Raw genomic sequence first — 23,183 nt, forward strand, 5'->3', positions numbered from 1 at the left:
CGCCGCCGCTGAGGACGGGCGAAAACCCGGTATTCTCGGCGCGTGTCGCCCCGCACCTCCAGGCTGACCGCCGCGCAGGCCCGCCGTATTGCCGTTGCGGCCCAAGGATTTAGCGAGCCCCGCCCCGCCGGCCCGATCACCCGCGCGCACCTGAAGCGGCTGATATCGAGAATCCAAGTGCTGCAGCTGGATTCGGTCTCGGTGGCGGTGCGCGCCCATTATGCGCCGGTGTTCAGCCGGCTCGGCCCGTATGACCGCGACGTGCTGGACCGCGCGGCCTGGGGGCCGCGTTCGGCGCGGCTGCTGGCCGAGTACTGGGCCCATGAGGCCGCGCTGATGGCCGTCGACGACTGGCCGCTGCTGCGCTGGCGGATGCGTCAATACACCCACGGCCGCTGGGGCACCCACCGGTTTCTTGAGGCAGTCAAGGCCAACCCCAAGCTCGCCGAGCGCGTCGTCGCCGCCGTCGCGGAGCTCGGGCCCAGCACCGCCGGGCAGATCGAGGAGCACCTGGCCGCCGAACCCCGGCGGAAGAAGGGCACCTGGTGGACCCGCAGCGACACCAAGTGGGTCGCCGAGGCGCTGTTCGCCTCCGGCGTGCTCACCACGGCCACCCGGGTGGGCTTCGCGCGCCACTACGACCTGGTGGAGCGGGTGCTGCCGGCGAGCGTGCTGGCCCGCGAGGTCGACGACGAGGAGGCCGTCCGCCAGCTCGCGCTGCGGGCCGCCACCGCGCTGGGCGTGGGCACCGAGGCCGACATCCGCGACTACTTCCGGCTGTCGGCGCAGCAGGTCAAGCCGGCGATCGCCGACCTGCTGTCCGCCGGCGCGATCGAGCGGGTCGACGTCGACGGCTGGTCCGCGCCCGCGTACCTGCGGGCGGGCCGGACGGTACCGCGCGTCGACCGGGGCACCGCGCTGTTGTGCCCGTTCGATCCGTTGATCTTCTTCCGGCCCCGGGTCGAGCGGCTGTTCGGTTTCCACTACCGCATCGAGATCTACACGCCGGCCGCCCAGCGCCGGTACGGCTACTACGTGTGGCCGCTGCTGATGGACGGGCGGCTGGTGGCGCGCGTCGACCTCAAGGCCGACCGGGCCGGTGACTCGCTGCGCGTGCTGGGAGCGTTCGGCGAGGCTCAGGATGACAGCCACGTCCTGCGCCACCAAGTGGCCGCGGCGTTGGCCGGCGAACTGCGGTCCATGGCGTCGTGGCTGGGCCTGGGTGGGTTCAGCGTCTCCACCCGGGGCAATCTGGCCGCCGAGCTGCGGGCGGTCAGCTGATGCGGGCAACCGACAAAGAGCTCAAGGACACGCTCTGGAAGGCGGCCAACAAGCTGCGCGGCTCGCTGTCGGCGAGCCAGTACAAGGACGTGATCCTCGGATTGGTGTTCCTCATGCATGCCTGCGACTCGCGGTGGGAGTCCTTGGCGCACAACGCCGAATCGCCGGGCATCGGCCGGCTCGTCGATGACGCGATGGAGGCCGCGACGCTGCCGAGGCGGTACGAAAACCTCGACCCCCGCCGCCTCGGCGAACTGGTGCGGCTGCTCGACGGCGCGCAATTCGGCGGGGAGGTCGGCGGGCGCCCGCGAGATCTGATGGGCGAGGTGTACGAGTACTTCCTGGGCAACTTCGCCCGGACCGAGGGCCGGCGCGGCGGCGAGTTCTTCACCCCGCCCAGCGTGGTGCGGGTGCTGGTCGAGGTCCTCGCACCGTCGAGCGGGCGGGTGTACGACCCCTGCTGCGGGTCGGGCGGAATGTTCGTGCAGACCGACCAGTTCATCGCCGCCCGCGACGGCGATCGCGCGAAAGTCCGGATCTACGGGCAGGAAAGCGTCGAGCAGACGTGGCGGATGGCGAAGATGAACCTCGCCGTCCACGGCATCGACGACACCGGGCTCGGGGCGCGGTGGGGCGACACGTTCGTCGACGACCTGCATGCCGGCGTGCAGATGGACTACGTGCTGGCCAATCCGCCCTTCAACATCAAGGATTGGGCCCGCGACGAAACAGACCCGCGCTGGCGCTTCGGCGTTCCGCCCGCCGCCAACGCCAACTACGCCTGGATCCAACACATCCTGTCCAAGCTGGCACCGGGCGGCAAGGCCGGTGTGGTGATGGCCAATGGCTCGATGTCGTCGAATACGCTCGGGGAGGGCGACATTCGAGCCGGGATCGTCGAGGCGGACCTGGTGTCGTGCATGGTGGCGCTGCCCGGGCAGTTGTTCCGCAGCACCGGGATCCCGGTCTGCGTGTGGTTTTTCGCCCGCGACAAGGCCGCGCGGGCCGGCCAGGTGTTGTTCATCGACGCCCGCGGGCTGGGCTACCTCGCGGATCGGACGGAGCGCGTCCTGTCCGACGAGGACGTCGTTCGCATCGGCGACACCTACCACGCGTGGTGTGGAACGGAGTCGGCCACCGCCAAAGGACTGACGTACCAAGATGTTCCGGGCTTCTGCGGATCGGCGTCGCTGGACGACATCAGGGCCGCGGGCTACGCCCTGACGCCCGGACGGTATGTCGGCCCGCCCGCCGCCGCCGCCGACCGGGAGCCCGTCGACGAGAAGATCGCCCGCTTGACCGGCGACCTGCTCGCGGCGCTGGACGAATCCGCGCGATTGGACGCGCTGGTGCGCGAGCAGGTGGAGCGCCTGCGGTGAGGGTCAGGCTGGGCGACCATCTCGAATTCAGCAATGGAACCAGCCCGCCGCGACGGGCGCCGGACGGGTGCTTTCGCGTCTACGGCGCCAACGGCGCGATCGGCTATGCGGCACAACACAACGCCGCCGGGCCCCTCATCGTCCTGGGCCGGGTCGGCTCCTATTGCGGCAGCCTGCGGTATTGCGACGCCGAGGTCTGGGTCACCGACAACGCGCTGGTGTGCCGCGCCAAGGACCCCCGGGACACGCGGTACTGGTACTACGCGCTGCACACCTGCGGGCTGGGCGACCACCGCGCCGGATCGGGGCAGCCCCTGCTCAACCAGCGAATCCTGCGCGACGTCTCGGTCTCGACCGTCGCGGCGCCACACCGCCGCCGGATCGCCGAGGTGCTCGGCGCCGTCGACGACAAAATCGCCGCCAACGAGCGCGTGATCGCGGCCGCCGAACGCCTGATGGTGGCCATCGCGGAGTCGGTGGCCGACCACGTGCCGTTGTCGTGCCTGGCCGAGCGGTCGACGGCACTTCTCGGCCCGGCCGGGTTCGATGACGTCGTCGCCCACTTCAGCCTCCCGGCGTTCGACGACGGCGCCAAGCCCGCGCTCGTCGCCGCCGGATCGGTGAAAAGCGGCAAGTTCCTCCTGTCGCAGCCGTGCGTCCTGCTCGCGAAGCTCAATCCCAGGATCCCGCGCATCTGGGACGTGCCGGCCCTGCCGTCGCAAATGGCCTTGGCCAGTACCGAATTCGTGGTGCTGAGGCCGATCGGGGTGGATACGTCGGCGCTGTGGTCGGCCCTGCGGCAACCCGCCGTCACCGAGACCCTTCGGCGCCAAGTCGCCGGGACCTCGGGGAGCCACCAGCGGATTGCGCCGCGCGACCTGCTCGAGGTCCGGGTCCGCGACGTCCGGCGGTTGGCGCCCGCCGCCGCGCGGACGATCACCGGCCTGGGCGCGCTGTGCCACGCCCGCCGCGCCGAATGCGTGCGGTTGTCCGCCTTCCGCGACGCCGTGCTGCCGCCGCTGATATCGGGTGAGCTCGTGGTGCGGCCGTCGCGTTAAGGTGAGCGCCGTGGCCGAGACCGCGCCCCTGCGGGTGCAACTGATCGCCAAGACGGAGTTCCTGGCGCCGCCGGACGTGCCGTGGAGCACCGACGGCCCCGACGCCAGCGGCGGTTCCGCGCTGGTCGAGTTCGCCGGGCGGGCCTGTTATCAGAGCTGGTCGAAGCCCAATCCTAAGACCGCGACCAACGCCGGCTACATCGGGCACATCATCGACGTCGGGCACTTTTCGGTGCTCGAGCACGCGAGCGTGTCGTTCTACATCACCGGCATCTCGCGGTCGTGCACCCACGAGCTGATCCGGCACCGGCACTTCTCCTACTCGCAGCTGTCGCAACGCTATGTGCCCGAGGGCGACTCGCGCGTCGTCGTCCCGCCCGGGATGGAGGGCGACCCCGAACTGCAGCGGATTCTGACCGAGGCCGCCGACGCCAGCCGGGCCACGTACGCCGAGTTGCTGGCCAAGCTGGAGGCCAAGTTCGCAACGGGCGAGCCGGGCGAAAAGATGGGGGTGTTGCGCCGCAAGCAGGCGCGCCAGGCCGCCCGGGCCGTGCTGCCCAACGCCACCGAAACCCGCATCGTGGTGACCGGGAACTACCGGGCGTGGCGGCACTTCATCGCGATGCGCGCCAGCGAGCATGCCGACGTGGAAATCCGGCGCCTGGCCATCGAGTGCCTGCGCCAGCTCGTCGACGTGGCGCCGGCCGTCTTCGCCGACTTCGAGGTCGCCACGCTGGCCGACGGCAGCGAGGTCGCCACCAGTCCGTTGGCGACCGAGGCCTGAGCCCGCGGGGCCCCGCGCGGCTGCTCAATTGGTTTTGCGCCGCCAGGTAACCTGAAGACCGTGAGCACCGTCGGATTCGACGCCCCCGCGCGGCTGGGAACCCTGCTGACCGCGATGGTGACGCCCTTCGCCGCCGATGGGTCCCTGGACACCGCCGCGGCGGCGAGGCTGGCAAACCGCCTGGTGGACGGGGGTTGTGACGGCCTGGTGGTCTCCGGGACCACCGGCGAGTCGCCGACCACCACCGACGACGAGAAGCTCGAGCTGCTGCGCGTGGTGCTGGAAGCGGTGGGCGACCGCGCCCGCGTCGTCGCCGGCGCGGGCACCTATGACACCGCCCACAGCGTCCGGCTGGCCGCGGCCTGCGCGGCCGAGGGCGCCCACGGCCTGCTGGTCGTCACGCCGTACTACTCCAAGCCGCCGCAGGCCGGGCTCGTCGCGCACTTCACCGCCGTCGCCGACGCGACCGAACTGCCGGTGCTGCTCTACGACATCCCGCCGCGCTCGGTGATACCGATCGAGACCGAGACCATCCACGCGCTGGCCCGCCACCCGAACATCGTCGGCATCAAGGACGCCAAGGCCGACCTGCACAGCGGCGCCCAGATCATGGCCGAGACCGGCCTGGCCTACTACTCCGGCGACGACGCGCTGAACCTGCCGTGGCTGGCGATGGGTGCCACCGGCTTCATCAGCGTGATCGCCCACGTGGCCGCGGGGCAGCTACGGGAGTTGTTGTCCGCCTTCGGCTCCGGGGACATCGCCACCGCCCGGAAGATCAATGTCTCCCTCGCCCCGCTGTGCAATGCGATGGCCCGCCTGGGCGGGGTGACGATGTCGAAGGCGGGCCTGCGGTTGCAGGGCTTCGACGCGGGCGACCCCCGGCTGCCGCAGCTGCCGGCAACGCCGGAGCAGGGCGAGGCGCTGGCCGCCGACATGCGCGCGGCGTCGGTGCTTCGGTGAGCCAAACGGTGGTCGCGAAGTGGACGTAGACCTCGCCCCACCGGGTCCCCTGACTCCGGGTGGTTTGCGCGTCACCGCGCTGGGTGGCATCAACGAAATCGGCCGCAACATGACGGTTTTCGAGCATCTGGGCCGCCTGCTGATCATCGACTGCGGGGTGATGTTCCCCACCCACGACGAGCCCGGAGTCGACCTGATCCTGCCGGACCTGCGCCACATCGAGGACCGCCTCGAGGACGTCGAGGCGCTGGTGCTCACGCACGCGCACGAGGACCACATCGGGGCGATCCCGTTCCTGTTGCGGCTGCGCCCCGACATCCCGGTCGTCGGCTCGAAGTTCACCCTGGCGCTGGTCGCGGCCAAATGCCGCGAGCACCGCATCAAGCCGGTCTTCGTGCAGGTCGCCGAGGGGCAGCGCAGCACGCACGGCGTATTCGAGTGCCAGTACTTCGCCGTCAACCATTCCATCCCCGACGCGCTGGCCATCGCGGTCCACACCGGCGCCGGAACCGTCCTGCACACCGGCGACATCAAGCTCGACCAGCTGCCGCCGGACGGCCGGCCCACCGACCTGCCCGGCATGTCCCGGCTGGGCGACGCGGGCGTGGACCTGCTCCTGTGCGACTCGACCAATTCCGAGATCCCCGGCGTCGGCCCGTCGGAAAGCGAGGTCGGCCCGACGTTGCACCGGCTGATCCGGGGGGCCGACGGCCGCGTCATCGTGGCGTGTTTCGCCTCCAACGTGGACCGGGTGCAGCAGATCATCGATGCGGCAGTGGCATTGGGCCGGCGGGTGTCGTTCGTCGGTCGATCCATGGTGCGCAACATGGGCATCGCGCGGGAGCTGGGCTTCCTGCGGGTGGACGATTCCGACCTCATCGACATCTCCGCCGCCGAGATGATGGCGCCCGAGCGGGTGGTGCTGATCACCACCGGCACCCAGGGCGAGCCGATGTCGGCGCTGTCGCGGATGTCGCGCGGCGAGCACCGCAGCATCACGCTCACCAATGAGGACCTGGTGATCCTGTCGTCGTCGCTGATTCCCGGCAACGAGGAGGCGGTGTACGGGGTGATCGACTCGCTGGCCAAGATCGGGGCCCGCGTCGTCACCAACCAGCAAGTGCGCGTGCATGTTTCCGGTCACGCCTACGCCGGCGAGCTGCTGTTCCTCTACAACGGCGTGCGGCCGCGCAACGTGATGCCGGTCCACGGCACCTGGCGCATGCTGCGCGCCAACGCCAAGCTGGCGGCGCGCGCCGGGGTGCCCGAGGAATCAATCCTGTTGGCCGAGAACGGCGTCAGCGTCGACCTCGTCGCCGGCGCGGCCTCGATCGCGGGGGCGGTGCCGGTCGGCAAGATGTTCGTCGACGGGCTGATCACCGGCGACGTCGGCGACATCACCCTGGGTGAGCGGCTCATCCTGTCGTCGGGTTTCGTCGCGGTGACCGTGGTGGTCAAGCGCGGCACCGGCCGTCCCGCCGCTGTGCCACAACTGTTTTCGCGCGGGTTCTCCGAGGACCCCAAGGCGCTGGAGCCCGCGGTGCGCAAGGTCGAGGCCGAGCTCGAGGCGCTGGTCGCCGACGACGTGACCGATCCCATCCGCATCGCGCAGGGGGTGCGCCGCACCGTCGGCAAGTGGGTCGGCGAGACCTACCGCCGCCAGCCGATGATCGTGCCGACGGTCATCGAGGTCTGACACGCGTCGCGAGACATCGCGAAACATCAACTACTGCGCTGCTTCTCGGCGTGTCGTCGCAAACGCTTATGTGTCGCGGTGGTCGCGCGCCCTAGACCTTCTCGGCTAGGTTTTTTCTGCGAAGGCCGACCATTCCAGTTGGGAGGCCGCGAGTTTGCGGCCGGTGGGCGCCACGTAGCGCTGGACGAGTTCGTCGGGGCCGGCCTGCTCCACGAGGCGCCAGCCGTACTCGGCGATGAACTCCGCGACCTCCTCGGGTTGCAGGCCGAAATGCCACAGTTGGTGGCGCCGGCGGACATTGCGGTACAGCGTGCGGGTGCCGTAGAGATTCGTCCCGTCGATGAAGTCCCGGCGGACGTAGGTGAACACCAGCCGGCTGCCCGGGGCGGCCGCGCGCAACCCCTCGAGGGTGCGCCGGACACCGTCTTCGGTGAGGTATTGGGTCACGCCTTCGCAGATGAAAAAGGCCCGGTAATCGGTGCGGTACCCGTGCTCGGCCAGCGCCGTGAGCAGGTCGTCGCGCTCGAAGTCCAACGGCACCAAGCGGACCGACATCGGCAATCCCCCCAGCACCCGCCGCACGGTCCTCGCCTTGCGGGCGATGTTGACCGGCAGGTCCACCTCGAAGACCGGGAGGCGTACGCGGCGCGTCAACAGGTAGGGGCGGGTATCGAATCCGGCGCCCAGGATGACGACCGCCTCCACGCCGGGCAGCGCCTCCTCGAGCCTGTCGGCGATGAACCGCTTGCGGCAGGCGAGATTGGCCCACAGCCCGGGCCCGGTGAACTCCGATCCGCGGACCATCAGGCGGCGAGCCGGCGCCCAGCGCGTCGCGGCGACCAGCCAGCGCAGCGGGCGCGGCAGGAACAGCTCCGCGAGGTCGTCGTCCACCAGGCGCCGCCCGGGCGCCTCGTTGCGCTCGACCGCGGCCAACACCATCGGTCCGAAGGCGGTCTGCGCCGCGGGATTTCGCGCCATGGCCTACTTCTTGTTCAAGAAGCCCGCATCGACCGGTAGAGCGACACCGGTGAGGTAGCGGGCCTGGTCGGACACCAGCCACGCCACCGCGTTGGCGATGTCTTCGGGCTGCATCACCTGCACCGGCAGCGCGTTGCCCATGTCCGGAGGCACATCGGACTGCGCGATCAAATCGGCCAGCCACTGCCGGGTGAACTCGTTGTTGATCATCGGGGTGTCCACACCGGACGGGTGTATCGAGTTGACCCGAATATTTTGTGGCGCAAGCAGATTGGCGTATACGCGCATCAACCCGACCACGCCGTGCTTGGCGGCCGCGTAACCGACCGAGCCGGCGTCGATGCTGGCGATGCCGGACAGCCCGGCGGCCGAACTGATCAGCACGATCGATCCGCCGGTGCCCTGCTTGGTCATGGTCGGGATCGCGACCTTGATGGTGTTGTAGACGCCGGTGAGGTTGACGTCGATCACGTCGCGCCAGCCGTCGTCGCCGGACTGCATGGGGGCGATCCCGGCATTGGCCACCACGATGTCGAGCCGGCCGAACTCGTCCAGGCCCGCCTGCAGCGCGGTGGACAGCGATGCCCGGTCGCGCACGTCGCCCTGCCCGGCCACGATGCGCGCGCCGGTGTCCTCCACGAGCTTGACGGTGGCCGCCAGGTCGTCCGGCGTGGCCAGGGGATAGGGGACGCTGGCGATCTGCTCGCACAGGTCGACCGCGATCACGTTCGCGCCGTCCGCGGCCAGCCGCACCGCGTGCGCCCGGCCCTGGCCGCGCGCGGCGCCGGTGACGAGCGCGACTTTTCCTTCGAGTGGGCTGGTCATCAGGCGCGCAGTTGGCCCTTGGCCGGGTCGCCGGCGGGGATCGGCTGCAGCATCTTGATGTCCGGCGCCCCGGCCAGGTGCTCGCCCGCCGCGGCGAACAGCTTGCCGATCGCCGGCGCGGTGCTGTGCACCTTGAGCGCCTCCTCGTCGGCCCACTGCTCGACGAACACGAACGTCTCACCGCTGTGGTGCAGCGAGTACAGCTGGCAGCCGGGCTCCTCGTGCACTTCGGAAACCGCGTTGGTCAGGATGTCGCGGACGGTGTCCACCGATTCGGGTTTGACGGTCATGGTGGCGACGACGACGACGGGCATGCTGGTGCCTCCTGGGCGTTTGAGGGGTGGGTGTCGGCGTGACTGCCATCACCATTCGTCACCCTACTCACGGCCGGCCCGGCGCATCCCGCACCGGGCGGTCGTTACCAGTGTGGCGGGTGGTGTAGATGAGGTATTTGCGACTACTCTTGCCCTCATGCCCAGTAAGACCGCCGCCCGCTCCGGCACCCGAACGAGCAGGTCAAAGGCCACATCGCGGGCCGGCGGGGCCCGAAAGCCGCGCCCCGCGCCCCGCAGGAAGGCGAGCAAGCCCGCCAAACGCCGCAACTCCTCGCTGCTGGTCGCCACCGGGCTGACCTGCGGCCGGGCCATGCGCGCCACCTGGCTGGTGGCGGCGCGGGGCGCCGGGGGGGCGGCCCGCTCGATCGGGCGGGCCCACGACATCGATCCGGGGCACCGCCGCGACGGGATCGCGCTGGTTCTGCTCGGCCTCTCGGTGGTGGTCGCCGCCAGCTCGTGGTTCGACGCCGCCCGGCCGATCGGCGCGTGGGTGGACACGCTGCTGCGGACCTTCATCGGTTCGGGCGTCCTGGCGCTGCCCGTCGTCGCCGCGGCGGTGGCGGTGACGCTGATGCGGACCCAGCCCAACCCCGACGCGCGGCCGCGACTGATCCTGGGCGGGACCCTGATCGCGCTGTCGGCGCTGGGCCTGAGGCACCTGTGGTCGGGTTCGCCGGAGGACCCCGAGTTGCGCCGTCGCGCAGCGGGATTCATCGGCTTCGCCATCGGCGGGCCGCTGTCGGACGGGTTGACGCCCTGGATCGCCGCGCCGCTGTTGTTCATCGGCTTCATGTTCGGCCTGCTGTTGCTGACCGGGACCACGATCCGCGAGGTGCCCGATGTGGTCCGCGGCCTGTTCGGCGGCCGGCTGATCGGCGACGACGACGTCGCCCACGACTACGCCGACGAGTTCGACGACGACGACCGGCCGCGCGACGACCTCTCCGACGGCTACTACGACGAGTCGCCGGAACCGGAGCCGCAGGCGTGGCCGACGGCCGGCCCGGCCCAGGCCGGCGTCGCCGAACCGATCGCCGACGACACGCCGACCATCCCGGAACCCGGGCGGAGCCGCCGTCGCGCCAAGAAGCAGGACACCCGGATCGTGGACCGCGTCGTCGAGGGTCCCTACACGCTGCCGTCGCTGAGCCTGCTGGTGGCCGGCGACCCGCCGAAGAAGCGCAGCGCCGCCAACAACGTCATGGCCGACGCCATCACGGAGGTGCTCAACCAGTTCAAGGTGGACGCCGCCGTCACCGGCTGCACCCGTGGGCCCACGGTGACCCGCTACGAGGTCGAGCTGGGGCCCGGCGTCAAGGTGGAGAAGATCACCGCCCTGCAGAAGAACATCGCCTACGCGGTGGCCACCGAGAGCGTCCGCATGCTGGCCCCCATCCCCGGCAAGTCCGCCGTGGGCATCGAGGTGCCCAACACCGACCGGGAAATGGTGCGGCTGGCCGACGTGCTCACCGCGCCCTCGACCCGCCGCGACCACCATCCGCTGGTGATCGGGCTGGGCAAGGACATCGAGGGGGACTTCATCTCGGCCAACCTGGCCAAGATGCCGCACCTGCTGGTCGCCGGCTCCACCGGATCGGGGAAGTCGAGCTTCGTCAACTCCATGCTGGTCTCGCTGCTGGCGCGGGCCACCCCGGAGGAGGTCAGGATGATCCTGATCGACCCGAAGATGGTGGAACTGACGCCGTACGAAGGCATTCCGCACCTGATCACGCCGATCATCACCCAGCCGAAGAAGGCGGCCGCCGCGCTGGCGTGGCTGGTCGAGGAGATGGAGCAGCGCTACCAGGACATGCAGGCGTCGCGGGTGCGCCACATCGACGACTTCAACGCGAAGGTGCGATCCGGTGCCATCACGGCGCCGCTGGGCAGCCAGCGCGAGTACCGGCCCTACCCGTACGTGGTGGCGATCGTCGACGAGCTGGCCGACCTGATGATGACCGCGCCGCGCGACGTCGAGGACGCGATCGTGCGGATCACGCAGAAGGCCCGCGCCGCGGGCATCCACCTGGTGCTGGCCACCCAGCGCCCGTCGGTGGACGTGGTCACCGGCCTGATCAAGACCAACGTTCCGTCGCGGCTGGCGTTCGCCACGTCGTCGCTGACCGACAGCCGCGTCATCCTGGACCAGGCCGGCGCGGAGAAGCTGATCGGGATGGGCGACGCCCTGTTCCTGCCGATGGGCGCCAGCAAGACCGTCCGGCTGCAGGGCGCCTATATCACCGACGAGGAGATCCACGCCGTCGTCAGCGCCTGCAAGGACCAGGCCGAACCCGAATACACCGAGGGTGTCACCGCCGCCAAGACCACCAGCGAACGCACCGACGTCGACCCCGACATCGGCGACGACATGGACGTGTTCCTGCAGGCCGTCGAGCTGGTGGTGTCCAGCCAGTTCGGCTCGACCTCGATGCTGCAGCGCAAGCTGCGCGTCGGCTTCGCCAAGGCCGGCCGGCTGATGGACCTGATGGAGACCCGCGGCATCGTCGGGCCGTCCGAGGGATCCAAGGCGCGTGACGTGCTGGTCAAGCCCGACGAGCTGGCCGCGACGCTGGCCCTGATCCGGGGTGGCGCCAACGCCGACGGTTCCGACTTCCCAGACGAGTAAGCACGCGACTTCTAAAGCACCAGCAGCATCCGGGAGTTGCCCAGGATGTTGGGCTTGACGTAGCTCAGGTCCAGGAACTCGGCGACACCGATGTCGTAGGAGCGGCACATCTCCTCAAACACCTCGGCGGTGACCGGCGTGCCCTCGATCTCGGTGAACCCGTGCCTGCCGAAGAACTCGGTCTCGAAGGTCAGCACGAACAGCCGCTGCAGCTGCAGCTCGCGGGCGACCTCGAGCAGTCGGTCGACGATCGCGTGGCCGATGCCGTGGCCGGTCATCGCCGGGTCGACCGCGACGGTGCGGACCTCGCCGAGGTCCGACCACAGCACGTGCAGCGCGCCGCACCCGACCACCCTGCCCTCATGCTCGGCCACCCAGAACTCCTGGACGGCCTCGTACAGGGTGACGAGGTTCTTCTCCAGCAGGATGCGTCCGGAGTACGTGTCGACGAGGTGTTTGATCGCGGGGACATCGGATGTTCGCGCGCGCCGGACCAGCGGCCGGGGGCCCCGTGAGCTTTGGGTCACGGGTAACAGTATCGGCAACGCGAGAGGGACGCTGGTCAACAGCTATTCTTATGCCGTGTCGGGGCAGCCGCAAACACCGCCGATGGCAGGCCGCGCCCGCATCGCCAACCTCGCCAACGTCCTGACCCTGCTGCGGCTGGTGTTGGTCCCCATTTTCCTGCTCGCGCTGTTCACCGCCGACGGGCACCAAATCGCCGGCCGCATAGTCGCTTTCGTGATCTTCGCCGTCGCCTGCATCACCGACCGGTTCGACGGCCTGCTGGCCCGCAACTACGGGATGGCGACCGAATTCGGCGCGTTCGTCGACCCGATCGCGGACAAGGCCCTGATCGGGTCGGCGCTGGTCGGGCTGTCGATGCTGGGAGACCTGCCGTGGTGGGTCACGGTGGTGATCATGGCCCGCGAGGTCGCCGTCACGCTGCTGCGGTTGGCGGTGATACGCCGCGGCGTCATCCCGGCGAGTTGGGGCGGCAAGCTCAAAACCGTCGTCCAGGCGCTGGCCATCGGCCTGTTCGTGCTGCCGCTGTCGGGGCCGTTCCGGGTGGTGGCGGCCACCGTCATGGGCATCGCGATCGTGCTGACGGTGGTGACCGGCGTGGACTACGTGGTGTCCACCGTCAGGGCGGTCCGCCAGCCGACCGGCTGACCGGGAACCAACCCACCGCCGCCGGCGTTGGCCGTAATGAGTGCCTGCTGAATTTGGGGTTGTTACGTGCTGAGCAGGGCTGACTGGACGAAGGAGAGCAGGATGGCGCCATTGATGCGCGAGGTCATCGGCGACGTGTTGCGCCGGGCCCGGACGTCACAGGGCCGCACGCTGCGCGAGGTCTCGGATTCGGCGCGGGTGAGCCTCGGGTACCTGTCGGAGGTGGAGCGCGGCCGCAAGGAGCCCTCCAGCGAGCTGCTCAACGCGATCTGCGATGCGCTGGCGGTGCCGCTGTCGGCCGTCCTGACCGGCGCCGGGGAGCGGATGGCGAGCGAGGAGAGCGCGGCCTACAGCGCGCCGACCGCCGGGGCGGGCGGGCCCACCATCGACGCCAGCACCAAGGTCGTCATCCCGCCGGTGGCGTCGCTGGCCGTGGCCTGAACGCCACGCAGGCGGATCCAGCGCCAGGGGTAGGGCGATCGGCCCCGACCCGATAAATTGAGCGGCAGGGCGCTTGTCCGGCATACAAGAAGCGAAGGTGGACCTGACTGATGGCCAATCCGTTCGTCAAAGCGTGGAAATACCTGATGGCGCTGTTCAACGCCAAGATTGACGAGCACGCCGACCCGAAGGTGCAGATCCAGCAGGCCATCGAGGAAGCGCAGCGCCAACACCAGGCGCTCACCCAGCAGGCGGCGCAGGTGATCGGCAACCAGCGCCAACTCGAGATGCGGCTCAACCGGCAGCTGGCGGACATCGAAAAGCTGCAGGTCAACGTTCGTCAGGCACTGACGCTCGCCGACCAGGCGACCGGCGCCGGGGACGCCGCCAAGGCCACCGAGTACAACAACGCCGCCGAGGCGTTCGCGGCGCAGCTGGTGACCGCCGAGCAGAGCGTCGAAGACCTCAAGACGCTGCATGACCAGGCGCTGTCCGCGGCGGCCCAGGCCAAGAAGGCCGTCGAACAGAACTCGATGGTGCTGCAGCAGAAGGTCGCCGAGCGCACCAAGCTGCTCAGCCAGCTCGAGCAGGCGAAGATGCAGGAACAGGTCAGCGCCTCGCTGCGGTCGATGAGCGAAATCGCCGCCCCGGGCACCACCCCGAGCCTCGACGAGGTCCGCGAGAAGATCGAACGGCGCTACGCCAACGCGATCGGTTCGGCCGAACTCGCCCAGGGTTCCGTGCAGGGCCGCATGCTCGAGGTCGAGCAGGCCGGCGTTCAGATGGCCGGCCATTCCCGGCTCGAGCAGATCCGCGCGTCGATGCGCGGCGAGGCGCTGCCGGCGGGCGGGACGGCCGCCGCTCCCGGCGCGGCCCCGGCGACTCCCGCGTCCGCCGAGACCACCGGTGGGCAGGTCGCCGAGAAGCCCTTTGGCCAGTAACTCCGCGGGGGGCCTGCGATGGCGGTGAAAGCGACCCAACACCGGCCGTGGCGCGCCTTGGTGCAGCGCGGGTTGGACACCGCCGCCGACGTTTCCACCCTGGTGGCCCGAAAGATCAGCGCCGCCGCGGACCCGCGGGCGCGGCTGCTGCGCCGCCAGCGCCGCGCGCTGCGCTGGGGCCTGATCTGCGCTGCCGGGTGCGTGTTTTGGATCGCGGTGACGGGCCTGCTGGCGGCGTGGGGCTGGTTCACGTTGCTGTTGCAGGTCACCGGCGCCATCGCGGTGGTGCTGGCGATTCCGGCGACACTGTTGCTGCTTCGCTACCGCTGGCTGCGCTCGGAGCCGCTGCCGGCGCAGCGGACCACGAGCGCCCGTCGGCTGCCGCCGCCCGGTTCGGCCGCCCGGCCCGCGATGTACGCGCTCGGCGCCTCCGAACGCGGATTCTTCTCGCTGTTGGGCGTGATCGAGCGCGGCTCCATGCTGCCCGCGGACGAAATCCGTGACCTGAGCACCGCGGCCGGCAAGACGTCGGCGGCGATGGCGGCCACCGCCGCCGAGGTGGTGTCGATGGAGCGCGCGGCGCAGTACGCCGAGTCGTCGCGGGCGCACCTGGTGCCCACCATCAACGCGTTCACCGCGCAGCTGGGCGCCGGTGTGCGCCAGTACAACGAAATGGTCACCGCCGCAGCGCAACTGGTGTCCTCAGCGAACGGCGACGGGGCTTCTCCGGTGCAGCAGCGCTACCGCGCCGAGCTGGTGGGGGCCACCGATCGCCTGCTCGGCTGGGCGCAGGCGTTCGACGAACTCGGCGGGTTGCCCCGGCGTTAGAACGAGGCCCGCAGCGACGGCACTACCAGCCCCGCCACGCCACGCAGCGTCGCCTTGAGCATGTCGAAGAAGTCAAAGTAGTCCCGCCACAACGTGATTCGCCCGTCGTGCACCTCGAACACGCCGCACACCCAGAACTGCAGCCGCAGCGGGCCGACGATCAGCGCGTCGGTGCGTTCGGTGAGCACCGCGTCGCCGTCGGCGGCGATGCGGTGGATCTTCACCTCGAAGGCCCCGCGGCCCTCCATCATGCGGAACAGCTTGATCGCCCGGGCGCGGCCGTGGATCGTCGGCAGCCCGACGTTCTGGTAAACCAGGTTGTCGTCCAGCGCCGCCCCGGCGGCGTCCAGGTCCGAATCTTGAAGAGCGTTCAGGAAACCCTCGACCGTGCGGGTGTTCGCAACGCCTGTCTCAGTCAGCTCGGTCATGGTGCCAGCGTAGGCGAGTGCGGCGGTTCGGCGGTGTGGCAGGGTAGGGCCGATGCGCGTCGCCGTGGTAGCCGGGCCCGATCCCGGGCATTCGTTCCCCGCGATCGCGCTGTGTCAACGGTTCGGCGAGGCGGGCGACGAGCCCATGTTGTTCACGGGCCCGCAGTGGCTCGGCGCCGCCCGCGCCGCCGGCATCGACGCCGTCGAGTTGGACGGGCTGACCGCCACGGACGAGGACGTCGACGCCGGGGCCCGGATCCACCGGCGGGCGGCGCGGATGGCCGTGCTCAACGTCCCGGCGCTCCGCGACCTGGCACCCGACCTGGTGGTCTCGGACGTCATCACGGCGGGCGGCGGCATGGCCGCCGAGCTGTTGGGCATCCCGTGGATCGAACTCAACCCCCATCCGCTGTACCTGCCGTCGAAGGGGTTGCCCCCGATCGGCAGCGGGCTGGCGCCCGGCACGGGCTTCCGCGGCCTGCTGCGGGACGCCGCGATGCGGGCGCTGACGGCGCGGTCCTGGCGTGCCGGCATCAAGCAGCGCGCGGCCGCCCGGCTCGAGATCGGGCTGCCCGCCGTCGATCCCGGGCCCCTGCGACGCCTGATCGCCACGCTGCCCGCCCTCGAGGTGCCGCGCCCGGACTGGCCGGAGGAGGCCGTCGTCGTGGGGCCCTTGCACTTCGAGCCGACCGATCGGGTGCTGGACATCCCGCCGGGCCCCGGGCCGGTGGTGGTGGTCGCGCCGTCGACCGCGCTCACCGGGACCGCCGGGTTGGCCGAGATCGCCCTGGAAAGCCTGACGCCGGGCGATACGCTGCCGGCCGGGTCACGGCTGGTCGTGTCGCGGCTGGGCGGCGCCGAGCTGGCGGTGCCGCCCTGGGCGGTGGTCGGGCTGGGGCGCCAGTCGGAGCTGTTGACCCACGCCGACCTGGTGATCTGCGGCGGCGGGCACGGCATGGTGGCCAAGACGCTGCTGTCCGGGGTGCCGCTGGTGGTCGTTCCCGGCGGCGGGGATCAATGGGAGATGGCCAATCGGGTGGTGCGCCAGGGAAGTGGGCGGCTGATACGGCCGCTCACCGCCGACGCCCTGGTGGCCGCGGTGGGCGACGTGCTGTCGTCGCCCGGCTACCGGCGCGCCGCGCAGCGAGCCGCCGCCGGCATCGCCGACGTCGCCGACCCGGTGCACGTGTGCCACCAAGCGCTGGCGCTTGCCGGCTGAGCGGGCTGGGTATGTTGGCTGACGTGCGGCTGACGGAGTTCAACGAACGGGTCGTCTTGCGCTTTGGCGCCACCTACGGCCCGTCGGTGCTGGTGGATCACGCGCTGACCAGCTTCGGCGGCCGCACCGCCGCCGAGGCGATCGACGATGGCGTCGAGCCACGCGACGTCTGGCGCGCGCTGTGCGCCGACTTCGACGTGCCGCGCGACCAGTGGTGAGCTCGCCTCAACGCCGGCGGGACCGCCGCTCCCGCCGAAACACGCAATCGCCGCACACGGACCGCCCCGGCACGCGGTAGAACAGGCAGCAGCTGTGGCGCCGGAACGCGAGATGCGGGCCGGTGACCACGCCGGAGCCGGCCAGCATGCCGCTGTCCAGGAGTGACTCCGTCATCGCGACGATCGCCGGCCGCAGGTCCGGGCGCGCGACGAGCAGCGCCCGGGCCGCGCCGACGAGCGCGGACGCGATGTTGCCGGCCAGCAGGCCGGGTGCCAGCTTGACCCGGAGGCCCGCGGCGAACGGGTTCATGTGCTGTTTGACCACGAGGCGGTACAGCGACGTCGCCGACGGCGGATCGACCGCCCGCCCGATGGGTTCGGGGATCCGCAGCTGCGCCCCGTCGTCGGCGCGCTGCAGGTCTTTGAGGTCCGGAACGACGCCGTGGCCCAGCGCGCACGCGAGCACGGGCGACCACAACCGGGTGGCGTGGCCGAGGTGCACCAGCGAGGCACCGATCCGCAGATCCGACGTGTGGTATCGCCGTGCGGTGGTGTCGATCAAATCGGTGAAGCCGTCCGCGTAGGACCGCTTGACCGGATGCCACCCCGCCGGTTCGCCGCCCACCGTGAGCGCGAAAAAGCCTTTGTAGGAAGATATTTCGGCCAGCTCAGCCGAGATGTCCATGCGCAACCAACCCTCTCTGGGGAAATCCGCCCCAGTTCTCGTGAGGAAGCGCTGACGGTGAGTATCTGGCTCTCGGGTCGGGGCATGCCCTTCCCGGTCACAGTGGCGGGACCGCACCGGATTCACACCGGTTTCCTCAGGCTCTCGGATGTCCTGAAGCCCCGTCAGCGCTTTTCGGTAGCAAATATTGCCACACGCCACGCGCACGGCGTGTCAAGCTTGAATCGAACAGGTGTTCGGCTACTGTGGTGAGCGTTCTTCGGAAGCCGACTTGTCGGTGGCCTTCTCTAGTGTCACGGCCAACCGACCGATACCGGTCAGAAGAACACACCGACGATAGAAAGAGGCATCATGGCGCAAGCCCCCGACCGTGAGAAGGCTCTCGAACTGGCGATGGCCCAGATCGAGAAGAGCTACGGCAAAGGCTCGGTGATGCGTCTCGGCGACGAGATGCGTCAACCGATCTCGGTCATCCCGACCGGATCCATCGCACTGGACGTGGCCCTGGGCATCGGCGGCCTGCCCCGCGGCCGGGTGGTGGAGATCTACGGCCCGGAGTCCTCGGGTAAGACCACCGTCGCGCTGCACGCGGTGGCCAACGCCCAGGCCGCCGGCGGCGTCGCGGCGTTCATCGACGCCGAGCACGCTCTGGACCCGGACTACGCCAAGAAGCTCGGCGTCGACACGGATTCGCTGCTGGTCAGCCAGCCGGACACCGGGGAGCAGGCCCTGGAGATCGCCGACATGCTGATCCGCTCCGGCGCCCTGGACATCCTGGTCATCGACTCGGTGGCGGCCCTGGTGCCGCGCGCCGAACTCGAAGGCGAGATGGGCGACAGCCACGTCGGGCTGCAAGCCCGGCTGATGAGTCAGGCGTTGCGGAAAATGACCGGCGCGCTCAACAACTCGGGCACCACGGCGATCTTCATCAACCAGCTCCGCGAGAAGATCGGGGTGATGTTCGGCAGTCCGGAAACCACCACGGGTGGAAAGGCATTGAAGTTCTACGCGTCGGTGCGCCTGGATGTGCGCCGGATCGAGACGCTCAAGGACGGCACCGACGCGGTCGGCAACCGCACCCGGGTCAAGGTCGTCAAGAACAAGGTGGCACCGCCGTTCAAGCAGGCCGAGTTCGACATCCTCTACGGTCGGGGCATCAGCAGGGAAGGCTCGCTGATCGACATGGGCGTGGACCAGGGCTTCATCCGCAAGTCCGGTTCCTGGTTCACCTACGAGGGCGAACAGCTCGGTCAGGGCAAGGAGAACGTCCGCAACTTCCTGGTGGACAACGCCGACATCGCCAACGAGATCGAGAAGAAGATCAAGGAAAAGCTCGGCATCGGCGCGGTGGTGACCGATGACCCCTCCGGCGATGTCCTCCCCGCTCCCGTCGATTTCTGAGCCCTCCCGCGAAGAGCAGGCGCGGGCGTTGTGCCTGCGCCTGCTCACCGCGAGATCGCGCACCCGGGCCGAGCTGCTCGGCCAGCTGGCCAAACGCGGATATCCCGACGACGTCAGCGCTCGAGTCCTCGACCGGCTGGCCGGCGTCGGGCTGGTGGACGACGCCGAGTTCGCCGAACAGTGGGTGGCATCCCGCCGGGCGAAGGCGGGAAAAAGCAGGCGCGCCCTGGCCGCCGAGCTGCACACCAAGGGCGTCGACAACGAGGTGATCAGCGCCGCGCTGGCCGGGATCGACGCGGCGGCCGAACGGGGCCGGGCCGAGGAACTGGTGCGGGCTAAGCTGCGCCGCGAGACGCTGAGCGACGAAGCGAAAGTGAGCCGCCGGCTGGTGGCGATGCTGGCCCGGCGCGGCTACAGCCAAAACCTGGCGTGCGAGGTTGTCCTGCGCGAGCTGGCCGCCGAACGGGAGCGCCGCTGCGTCTAGGCGTGTGACGTGCGGTTTCCCGCCCGTGGGATGCTCGCCGTACCATGGCCCCGTGACTTCGATGGCGGCCCGAGATGTTTCGGGGGCGCGTACCTACCAGGTGCGCACCTACGGCTGTCAGATGAACGTCCACGACTCCGAGCGGTTGGCGGGGCTGCTGGAGGCGGCCGGTTACCGCCGGGCCGCCGCCGGTGCCGACGCCGACGTGGTGGTCTTCAACACCTGCGCCGTCCGGGAGAACGCCGACAACAAGCTGTACGGCAACCTCAGCCACCTGGCGCCGCGCAAGCGCGGCAACCCCGACATGCAGATCGCGGTCGGCGGCTGCCTGGCCCAGAAGGACCGGGACGCGCTGCTGCGCAAGGCGCCGTGGGTGGACGTCGTCTTCGGCACGCACAACATCGGATCGCTGCCCGCGCTGCTGGACCGGGCCCGGCACAACAACGTGGCGCAGGTGGAGATCGCCGAGGCGCTGCAGCAGTTCCCGTCGTCCCTGCCCAGCGCCCGCGAGTCTGCCTACGCCGCCTGGGTTTCCATCTCGGTGGGATGCAACAACACCTGCACGTTCTGCATCGTCCCGTCGTTGCGCGGCAAGGAGGTCGACCGCGGCCCGGCCGACATCCTGGCCGAGGTGCGGTCGCTGGTGGACGACGGCGTGCTCGAGATCACCCTGCTGGGCCAGAACGTCAACGCCTACGGGGTGTCCTTCGCCGACCCGGCGCAGCCCCGCGATCCCGGCGCCTTCGCCGAGCTGCTGCGGGCCTGCGGGCGCATCGACGGACTCGAACGCGTGCGGTTCACCTCGCCGCACCCGGCCGAGTTCACCGACGACGTCATCGAGGCGATGGCGCAGACGCCGAACGTCTGCCCGGCCCTGCACATGCCGCTGCAGTCGGGATCCGACCGGGTGCTGCGGGCGATGCGCCGGTCGTACCGCGCCGAGCGGTATCTGGGGATCATCGAGCGGGTCCGGGCGGCCATGCCGCACGCCGCGATCACCACGGACCTGATCGTCGGATTCCCCGGCGAAACCGAAGAGGACTTCGCCGCCACGCTCGACGTCGTGCGACGGGCCCGGTTCGCGGCGGCGTTCACCTTCCAGTACTCCAAGCGGCCCGGCACCCCCGCCGCCGAATTCGACGGGCAGCTGCCGAAAGCCGTTGTGCAGGAACGCTACGAGCGGCTGATCGAGGTGCAGGAGCAGATCTCGCTGGAGGGCAATCAAGCGCTGATCGGGCAGGCCGTCGAACTGCTGGTGGCCACCGGTGAAGGACGCAAGGACGCCCGCACGGCCCGCATGACCGGCCGGGCCCGCGACGGCCGGCTGGTGCACTTCGCCTCGAACGAAGGGGTGCGCCCGGGCGACGTCGTCACCACGGTCGTCACCGACGCCGCCCCGCACCACCTCATCGCCGACGCGGGAATCCGCAGCCACCGCCGCACCCGGGCGGGTGATGCGCACGCCGCCGGCCGCCGCCCCCGCACGATCGGTCTCGGCATGCCCGCCGTCGGGCCGTGCACCGAACCACTAGAACCGCTCGAACCGCTGGGGTGCCCCCGATGAAAAAAGAACACGCCGACATCGACGCGCTACGAACCGAAATCGATGCCGCCGAGCGCCGGGTGGCACGCGAGATCGATCCCGGCCCAAGGGCTTTGGTGGTCGCGATCCTGGTTTTCGTGCTGCTCGGTTCGTTCGCCTTGCCGCACACCGGCGGCGTGCGGGGATGGGACGTGCTGTTTTCCAGCCACGGCGCCGGCGCCGCCGCGGTGGCCCTGCCGTCGCGGGCGTTCGCGTGGCTGGCGCTGGTGTTCGCCGTGGGCTGCTCCCTGCTGGCGCTGATGACGCGGCGCTGGGCGCTGGCCTGGGTCGCGCTGGCGGGTTCGGCCATCGCGTCCGGCGCCGGGCTGCTGGCGGTGTGGTCGCGCCAGACCGTGGCCGTCGGGCACCCCGGGCCCGGCGTGGGGCTGATCGTCGCGTGGATCACCGTGATGCTGTTGACCTTTCACTGGGCCCGCGTGGTGTGGGCCCGCACCGCCGTGCACCTGGCGGCCGAGGAGCAGCGGCGCAGGATCGCCGCGCAGCAGCAGTCGATGACGCTGCTGGACAGCCTCGGTAATCCGGAGGATCCGAGCGCGCCGCAGCCCGAGGCCTAGGACCTGCGGGTCAGCGCCTCGGCGGCCGCTTCGGCCCACTGCCGCCACTGCTCGGCGTTGGCCCTGGCCTCGTCGGCCTCTTTGCTCCGCCCGGCGGCGGCGGCCTTCTGCGCCTGCTGCTCGTACTGCTCGGCGCGGGTACGGAACTGCTCGGCCCGGGCCTGCGCCTGCGGGTCCGACCAGTCCGCTTCGCCGGCGTCGCGCACCCGTTTCTCGACCGCGCGCAGGCGCCGCTCCAGCTCGGCGGACCGTTCCCGCGGGACCTTGCCGATCGCGTCCCACTTGTCGGCGATGGACCGCAGCGCCGCCCGCGCCGCGTCGAGGTTGCTGGTGTCGAGCTTCTCCGCCTCGGCCAGCAGCGCCTCTTTGGCAGTGGCATTGGCGTGGAACTCGGCATCCTTCTCCGCCGCGGCGGCGTTGCGGGCCGTGAAGAACGAGTCCTGCGCGGCCTTGAAGCGCCGCCACAGCGCGTCGTCGACATCACGGGTCGCCCGTCCGGCCGCCTTCCACTCGGTGAGCAGCTTGCGGAATTCCGCGCTGGTGGCGGTCCAGTCCGTCGAATCGGACAACTCTTCGGCGCGCTCGCAGAGCCGTTCCTTCGACTGCTTGACCCCCGAGCGCTCCCGGTCCAGATCGGCGAAATGGGATCCCCGCCGCCGGTTGAAGGCGTCCCTCGCCGCCGAGTAGCGCTTCCACAACGCGTCGTCGACTTTTCGGTCCAGGCCGCTGATCGTCTTCCACTCGTCGAGGATCGCCCGCAGCCGGTCACCGGCGGCCTTCCATTGCGTCGAGTTGGCGCCGAGGTCCTCGGCCTCGGCGGCCAGCGCCTCCTTGCGGGCGGTCTGGGCGGCCCGGTGCTCGTCACGTTTGGAGCGGCCTTCGGCGATGGTCGCGTCGGCGTGTTCGAGGAGGCTGGTCAACCGGGCGGAGAGCGCATCGATGTCGCCCAGCACGGTCGCGGTCGGCAACGTTTCGGCCAGCGCGGTGGCGTTGGACCGGATCTTGCGCGCGTCCCCGGTGCCGGAGGCCAGCCGTTCCTCCATGAGGGTGATCTCGGTGCTCAGGTCGTCGAATCGGCGGCCGAAGTGGGCGAAGGCGGCCTCGCGATCGCCGGCCTGCCAGGAGCCGATGATGCGCTCGCCGGCCGAGCTGATCAGCCAGACCGTGCCGTCGTCGTCGACACGTCCGAACCGGTGCGGGTCGCTGGTCGGGACCGGGAGCGCTCGGGGGTCAAGCAGTCGAAGGAACGGCTCTGCGAGCGCGCCGAAGAGTTGTCCGATTCG

At 70.3% G+C, this 23,183-nt stretch carries 24 protein-coding genes, 1 pseudogene and 1 riboswitch; of the genes and pseudogenes, 18 read left to right on the plus strand and 7 right to left on the minus strand.

Going from position 1 to position 23,183, the window contains the following annotated elements; all coding sequences use genetic code 11:
• Nucleotides 1-42: 42 nt before the first annotated feature.
• The 6 genes from A5787_RS06970 to A5787_RS06995 are packed head-to-tail and all read left to right on the plus strand — an operon-like array spanning nucleotide 43 to nucleotide 7,161.
• Nucleotides 43-1,281, plus strand: coding sequence for a winged helix-turn-helix domain-containing protein (locus A5787_RS06970; protein ID WP_066963603.1), 1,239 nt, complete (start codon nucleotides 43-45; stop codon nucleotides 1,279-1,281).
• Entirely contained in the window at nucleotides 1,281-2,660 is a 1,380-nt protein-coding gene (locus tag A5787_RS06975; RefSeq protein ID WP_066963606.1) for a type I restriction-modification system subunit M, read from the plus strand. The genes A5787_RS06970 and A5787_RS06975 overlap by 1 nt, the downstream gene beginning before the upstream one ends.
• Nucleotides 2,657-3,718 carry a restriction endonuclease subunit S gene (locus tag A5787_RS06980; protein ID WP_066963609.1) on the plus strand — a complete coding sequence of 354 codons (1,062 nt, stop codon included), beginning with the start codon at nucleotides 2,657-2,659 and terminating at the stop codon, nucleotides 3,716-3,718. The genes A5787_RS06975 and A5787_RS06980 overlap by 4 nt, the downstream gene beginning before the upstream one ends.
• Nucleotides 3,719-3,728: 10 nt before the next feature.
• Nucleotides 3,729-4,502: an FAD-dependent thymidylate synthase gene (thyX, locus tag A5787_RS06985; RefSeq protein WP_066963701.1), complete on the plus strand. Its 774-nt coding sequence runs from the start codon at nucleotides 3,729-3,731 to the stop codon at nucleotides 4,500-4,502.
• A gap of 60 nt (nucleotides 4,503-4,562) precedes the next feature.
• Complete coding sequence (dapA, locus tag A5787_RS06990; protein ID WP_066963612.1) at nucleotides 4,563-5,465, plus strand: 4-hydroxy-tetrahydrodipicolinate synthase; 903 nt, start codon at nucleotides 4,563-4,565, stop codon at nucleotides 5,463-5,465.
• A 19-nt stretch (nucleotides 5,466-5,484) separates the two neighbouring features.
• Nucleotides 5,485-7,161: a ribonuclease J gene (locus A5787_RS06995; RefSeq protein ID WP_066963616.1), complete on the plus strand. Its 1,677-nt coding sequence runs from the start codon at nucleotides 5,485-5,487 to the stop codon at nucleotides 7,159-7,161.
• A 105-nt stretch (nucleotides 7,162-7,266) separates the two neighbouring features.
• Here A5787_RS06995 and A5787_RS07000 read toward each other — a convergent pair whose 3' ends face one another.
• The 3 genes from A5787_RS07000 to A5787_RS07010 are packed head-to-tail and all read right to left on the minus strand — an operon-like array spanning nucleotide 7,267 to nucleotide 9,278.
• Nucleotides 7,267-8,139 (minus strand): SAM-dependent methyltransferase, encoded by an 873-nt coding sequence (locus tag A5787_RS07000; RefSeq protein ID WP_066963620.1) that lies wholly within the window; start codon nucleotides 8,137-8,139, stop codon nucleotides 7,267-7,269.
• A gap of 3 nt (nucleotides 8,140-8,142) precedes the next feature.
• Nucleotides 8,143-8,967 carry a mycofactocin-coupled SDR family oxidoreductase gene (locus A5787_RS07005; RefSeq protein ID WP_156763805.1) on the minus strand — a complete coding sequence of 275 codons (825 nt, stop codon included), beginning with the start codon at nucleotides 8,965-8,967 and terminating at the stop codon, nucleotides 8,143-8,145.
• Nucleotides 8,964-9,278, minus strand: a complete 315-nt coding sequence (locus tag A5787_RS07010; RefSeq protein ID WP_066963626.1) for a putative quinol monooxygenase — start codon at nucleotides 9,276-9,278, stop codon at nucleotides 8,964-8,966. Before A5787_RS07010 ends, A5787_RS07005 begins: the two co-directional genes overlap by 4 nt.
• Nucleotides 9,279-9,435: 157 nt before the next feature.
• Here A5787_RS07010 and A5787_RS07015 point away from each other — a divergent pair, with 157 nt between their 5' ends.
• Nucleotides 9,436-11,925: a DNA translocase FtsK gene (locus tag A5787_RS07015; protein WP_156763801.1), complete on the plus strand. Its 2,490-nt coding sequence runs from the start codon at nucleotides 9,436-9,438 to the stop codon at nucleotides 11,923-11,925.
• Nucleotides 11,926-11,936: 11 nt separating this feature from the next.
• On the opposite strand, the gene A5787_RS07020 is transcribed toward A5787_RS07015, so the two are convergent.
• Nucleotides 11,937-12,452 carry an amino-acid N-acetyltransferase gene (locus A5787_RS07020; RefSeq protein ID WP_156763802.1) on the minus strand — a complete coding sequence of 172 codons (516 nt, stop codon included), beginning with the start codon at nucleotides 12,450-12,452 and terminating at the stop codon, nucleotides 11,937-11,939.
• Between the two features lie 82 nt (nucleotides 12,453-12,534).
• Between A5787_RS07020 and pgsA the strand changes: the two genes are divergently transcribed.
• The 4 genes from pgsA to A5787_RS07040 all read left to right on the plus strand — a co-directional run bounded on the left by pgsA (nucleotide 12,535) and on the right by A5787_RS07040 (nucleotide 15,308).
• Complete coding sequence (pgsA, locus tag A5787_RS07025; RefSeq protein WP_066963636.1) at nucleotides 12,535-13,098, plus strand: CDP-diacylglycerol--glycerol-3-phosphate 3-phosphatidyltransferase; 564 nt, start codon at nucleotides 12,535-12,537, stop codon at nucleotides 13,096-13,098.
• Nucleotides 13,099-13,200: 102 nt separating this feature from the next.
• On the plus strand, nucleotides 13,201-13,539 hold the full coding sequence (gene clgR / locus A5787_RS07030) for a transcriptional regulator ClgR (RefSeq protein ID WP_066963639.1): 339 nt from the start codon (nucleotides 13,201-13,203) through the stop codon (nucleotides 13,537-13,539).
• 110 nt (nucleotides 13,540-13,649) lie between these two features.
• Nucleotides 13,650-14,480, plus strand: a complete 831-nt coding sequence (gene pspA, locus A5787_RS07035; RefSeq protein WP_066963642.1) for a phage shock protein PspA — start codon at nucleotides 13,650-13,652, stop codon at nucleotides 14,478-14,480.
• 18 nt (nucleotides 14,481-14,498) lie between these two features.
• Nucleotides 14,499-15,308: a hypothetical protein gene (locus tag A5787_RS07040; protein WP_066963645.1), complete on the plus strand. Its 810-nt coding sequence runs from the start codon at nucleotides 14,499-14,501 to the stop codon at nucleotides 15,306-15,308.
• Here A5787_RS07040 and A5787_RS07045 read toward each other — a convergent pair.
• The gene (locus A5787_RS07045) at nucleotides 15,305-15,736 is read right to left on the minus strand and encodes a limonene-1,2-epoxide hydrolase (RefSeq protein WP_066963648.1); all 432 of its coding nucleotides are present in this window, start codon (nucleotides 15,734-15,736) and stop codon (nucleotides 15,305-15,307) included. The genes A5787_RS07040 and A5787_RS07045 overlap by 4 nt on opposite strands.
• A gap of 52 nt (nucleotides 15,737-15,788) precedes the next feature.
• Between A5787_RS07045 and A5787_RS07050 the strand changes: the two genes are divergently transcribed.
• A complete protein-coding gene (locus A5787_RS07050) occupies nucleotides 15,789-16,955 on the plus strand; it encodes a glycosyltransferase (protein WP_066963651.1) in 1,167 nt (388 codons plus the stop codon).
• Nucleotides 16,956-16,966: 11 nt separating this feature from the next.
• The gene (locus tag A5787_RS07055; RefSeq protein WP_066963654.1) at nucleotides 16,967-17,173 is read left to right on the plus strand and encodes a DUF3046 domain-containing protein; all 207 of its coding nucleotides are present in this window, start codon (nucleotides 16,967-16,969) and stop codon (nucleotides 17,171-17,173) included.
• 7 nt (nucleotides 17,174-17,180) lie between these two features.
• Here the strand turns inward: A5787_RS07055 and A5787_RS07060 are convergent, their stop codons facing one another.
• The gene (locus A5787_RS07060) at nucleotides 17,181-17,858 is read right to left on the minus strand and encodes a (2Fe-2S)-binding protein (protein WP_066963657.1); all 678 of its coding nucleotides are present in this window, start codon (nucleotides 17,856-17,858) and stop codon (nucleotides 17,181-17,183) included.
• A 38-nt stretch (nucleotides 17,859-17,896) separates the two neighbouring features.
• A riboswitch (cobalamin riboswitch) is annotated at nucleotides 17,897-18,039 on the minus strand.
• Between the two features lie 170 nt (nucleotides 18,040-18,209).
• Between A5787_RS07060 and recA the strand changes: the two genes are divergently transcribed.
• From recA to A5787_RS07080, 4 genes are all read left to right on the plus strand, one after another.
• The gene (gene recA / locus A5787_RS07065) at nucleotides 18,210-19,259 is read left to right on the plus strand and encodes a recombinase RecA (protein WP_066963660.1); all 1,050 of its coding nucleotides are present in this window, start codon (nucleotides 18,210-18,212) and stop codon (nucleotides 19,257-19,259) included.
• Nucleotides 19,231-19,743, plus strand: a complete 513-nt coding sequence (gene recX, locus A5787_RS07070) for a recombination regulator RecX (protein ID WP_066963663.1) — start codon at nucleotides 19,231-19,233, stop codon at nucleotides 19,741-19,743. Before recA ends, recX begins: the two co-directional genes overlap by 29 nt.
• 61 nt (nucleotides 19,744-19,804) lie before the next feature.
• Nucleotides 19,805-21,307: a tRNA (N6-isopentenyl adenosine(37)-C2)-methylthiotransferase MiaB gene (gene miaB / locus A5787_RS07075; RefSeq protein ID WP_156763806.1), complete on the plus strand. Its 1,503-nt coding sequence runs from the start codon at nucleotides 19,805-19,807 to the stop codon at nucleotides 21,305-21,307.
• Nucleotides 21,304-21,900: a hypothetical protein gene (locus tag A5787_RS07080; protein WP_066963704.1), complete on the plus strand. Its 597-nt coding sequence runs from the start codon at nucleotides 21,304-21,306 to the stop codon at nucleotides 21,898-21,900. The genes miaB and A5787_RS07080 overlap by 4 nt, the downstream gene beginning before the upstream one ends.
• Here A5787_RS07080 and A5787_RS07085 read toward each other — a convergent pair.
• Nucleotides 21,897-23,138, minus strand: a complete 1,242-nt coding sequence (locus A5787_RS07085) for a DUF349 domain-containing protein (protein ID WP_066963707.1) — start codon at nucleotides 23,136-23,138, stop codon at nucleotides 21,897-21,899. The genes A5787_RS07080 and A5787_RS07085 overlap by 4 nt on opposite strands.
• On the opposite strand from A5787_RS07085, the pseudogene A5787_RS28065 reads away from it, so the two are divergent.
• Nucleotides 23,112-23,183, plus strand: a pseudogene (locus A5787_RS28065) (hypothetical protein); the annotation flags it as partial. The gene A5787_RS07085 and the pseudogene A5787_RS28065 sit on opposite strands and share 27 nt — an antisense overlap.

This window comes from Mycobacterium sp. 852002-50816_SCH5313054-b, from assembly GCF_001667185.1.
In the GTDB taxonomy this organism is placed as follows: Bacteria; Actinomycetota; Actinomycetes; order Mycobacteriales; family Mycobacteriaceae; genus Mycobacterium.

What these genes read in the sequence shown, in the direction of transcription:
- A5787_RS07080 (WP_066963704.1), top strand. Translation starts at nt 21,304, where the DNA reads ATGAAAAAAGAACACGCCGACATCGACGCGCTACGAACCGAAATCGAT.
- A5787_RS07060 (WP_066963657.1), bottom strand. Translation starts at nt 17,858, where the DNA reads ATGGACATCTCGGCTGAGCTGGCCGAAATATCTTCCTACAAAGGCTTT.
- A5787_RS07000 (WP_066963620.1), bottom strand. Translation starts at nt 8,139, where the DNA reads ATGGCGCGAAATCCCGCGGCGCAGACCGCCTTCGGACCGATGGTGTTG.
- A5787_RS07050 (WP_066963651.1), top strand. Translation starts at nt 15,789, where the DNA reads ATGCGCGTCGCCGTGGTAGCCGGGCCCGATCCCGGGCATTCGTTCCCC.
- pspA (WP_066963642.1), top strand. Translation starts at nt 13,650, where the DNA reads ATGGCCAATCCGTTCGTCAAAGCGTGGAAATACCTGATGGCGCTGTTC.
- A5787_RS07040 (WP_066963645.1), top strand. Translation starts at nt 14,499, where the DNA reads ATGGCGGTGAAAGCGACCCAACACCGGCCGTGGCGCGCCTTGGTGCAG.
- clgR (WP_066963639.1), top strand. Translation starts at nt 13,201, where the DNA reads ATGGCGCCATTGATGCGCGAGGTCATCGGCGACGTGTTGCGCCGGGCC.
- A5787_RS07055 (WP_066963654.1), top strand. Translation starts at nt 16,967, where the DNA reads ATGTTGGCTGACGTGCGGCTGACGGAGTTCAACGAACGGGTCGTCTTG.
- A5787_RS06975 (WP_066963606.1), top strand. Translation starts at nt 1,281, where the DNA reads ATGCGGGCAACCGACAAAGAGCTCAAGGACACGCTCTGGAAGGCGGCC.
- recX (WP_066963663.1), top strand. Translation starts at nt 19,231, where the DNA reads ATGTCCTCCCCGCTCCCGTCGATTTCTGAGCCCTCCCGCGAAGAGCAG.
- A5787_RS07010 (WP_066963626.1), bottom strand. Translation starts at nt 9,278, where the DNA reads ATGCCCGTCGTCGTCGTCGCCACCATGACCGTCAAACCCGAATCGGTG.
- A5787_RS07045 (WP_066963648.1), bottom strand. Translation starts at nt 15,736, where the DNA reads ATGACCGAGCTGACTGAGACAGGCGTTGCGAACACCCGCACGGTCGAG.
- miaB (WP_156763806.1), top strand. Translation starts at nt 19,805, where the DNA reads ATGGCGGCCCGAGATGTTTCGGGGGCGCGTACCTACCAGGTGCGCACC.
- pgsA (WP_066963636.1), top strand. Translation starts at nt 12,535, where the DNA reads ATGGCAGGCCGCGCCCGCATCGCCAACCTCGCCAACGTCCTGACCCTG.
- A5787_RS07015 (WP_156763801.1), top strand. Translation starts at nt 9,436, where the DNA reads ATGCCCAGTAAGACCGCCGCCCGCTCCGGCACCCGAACGAGCAGGTCA.
- recA (WP_066963660.1), top strand. Translation starts at nt 18,210, where the DNA reads ATGGCGCAAGCCCCCGACCGTGAGAAGGCTCTCGAACTGGCGATGGCC.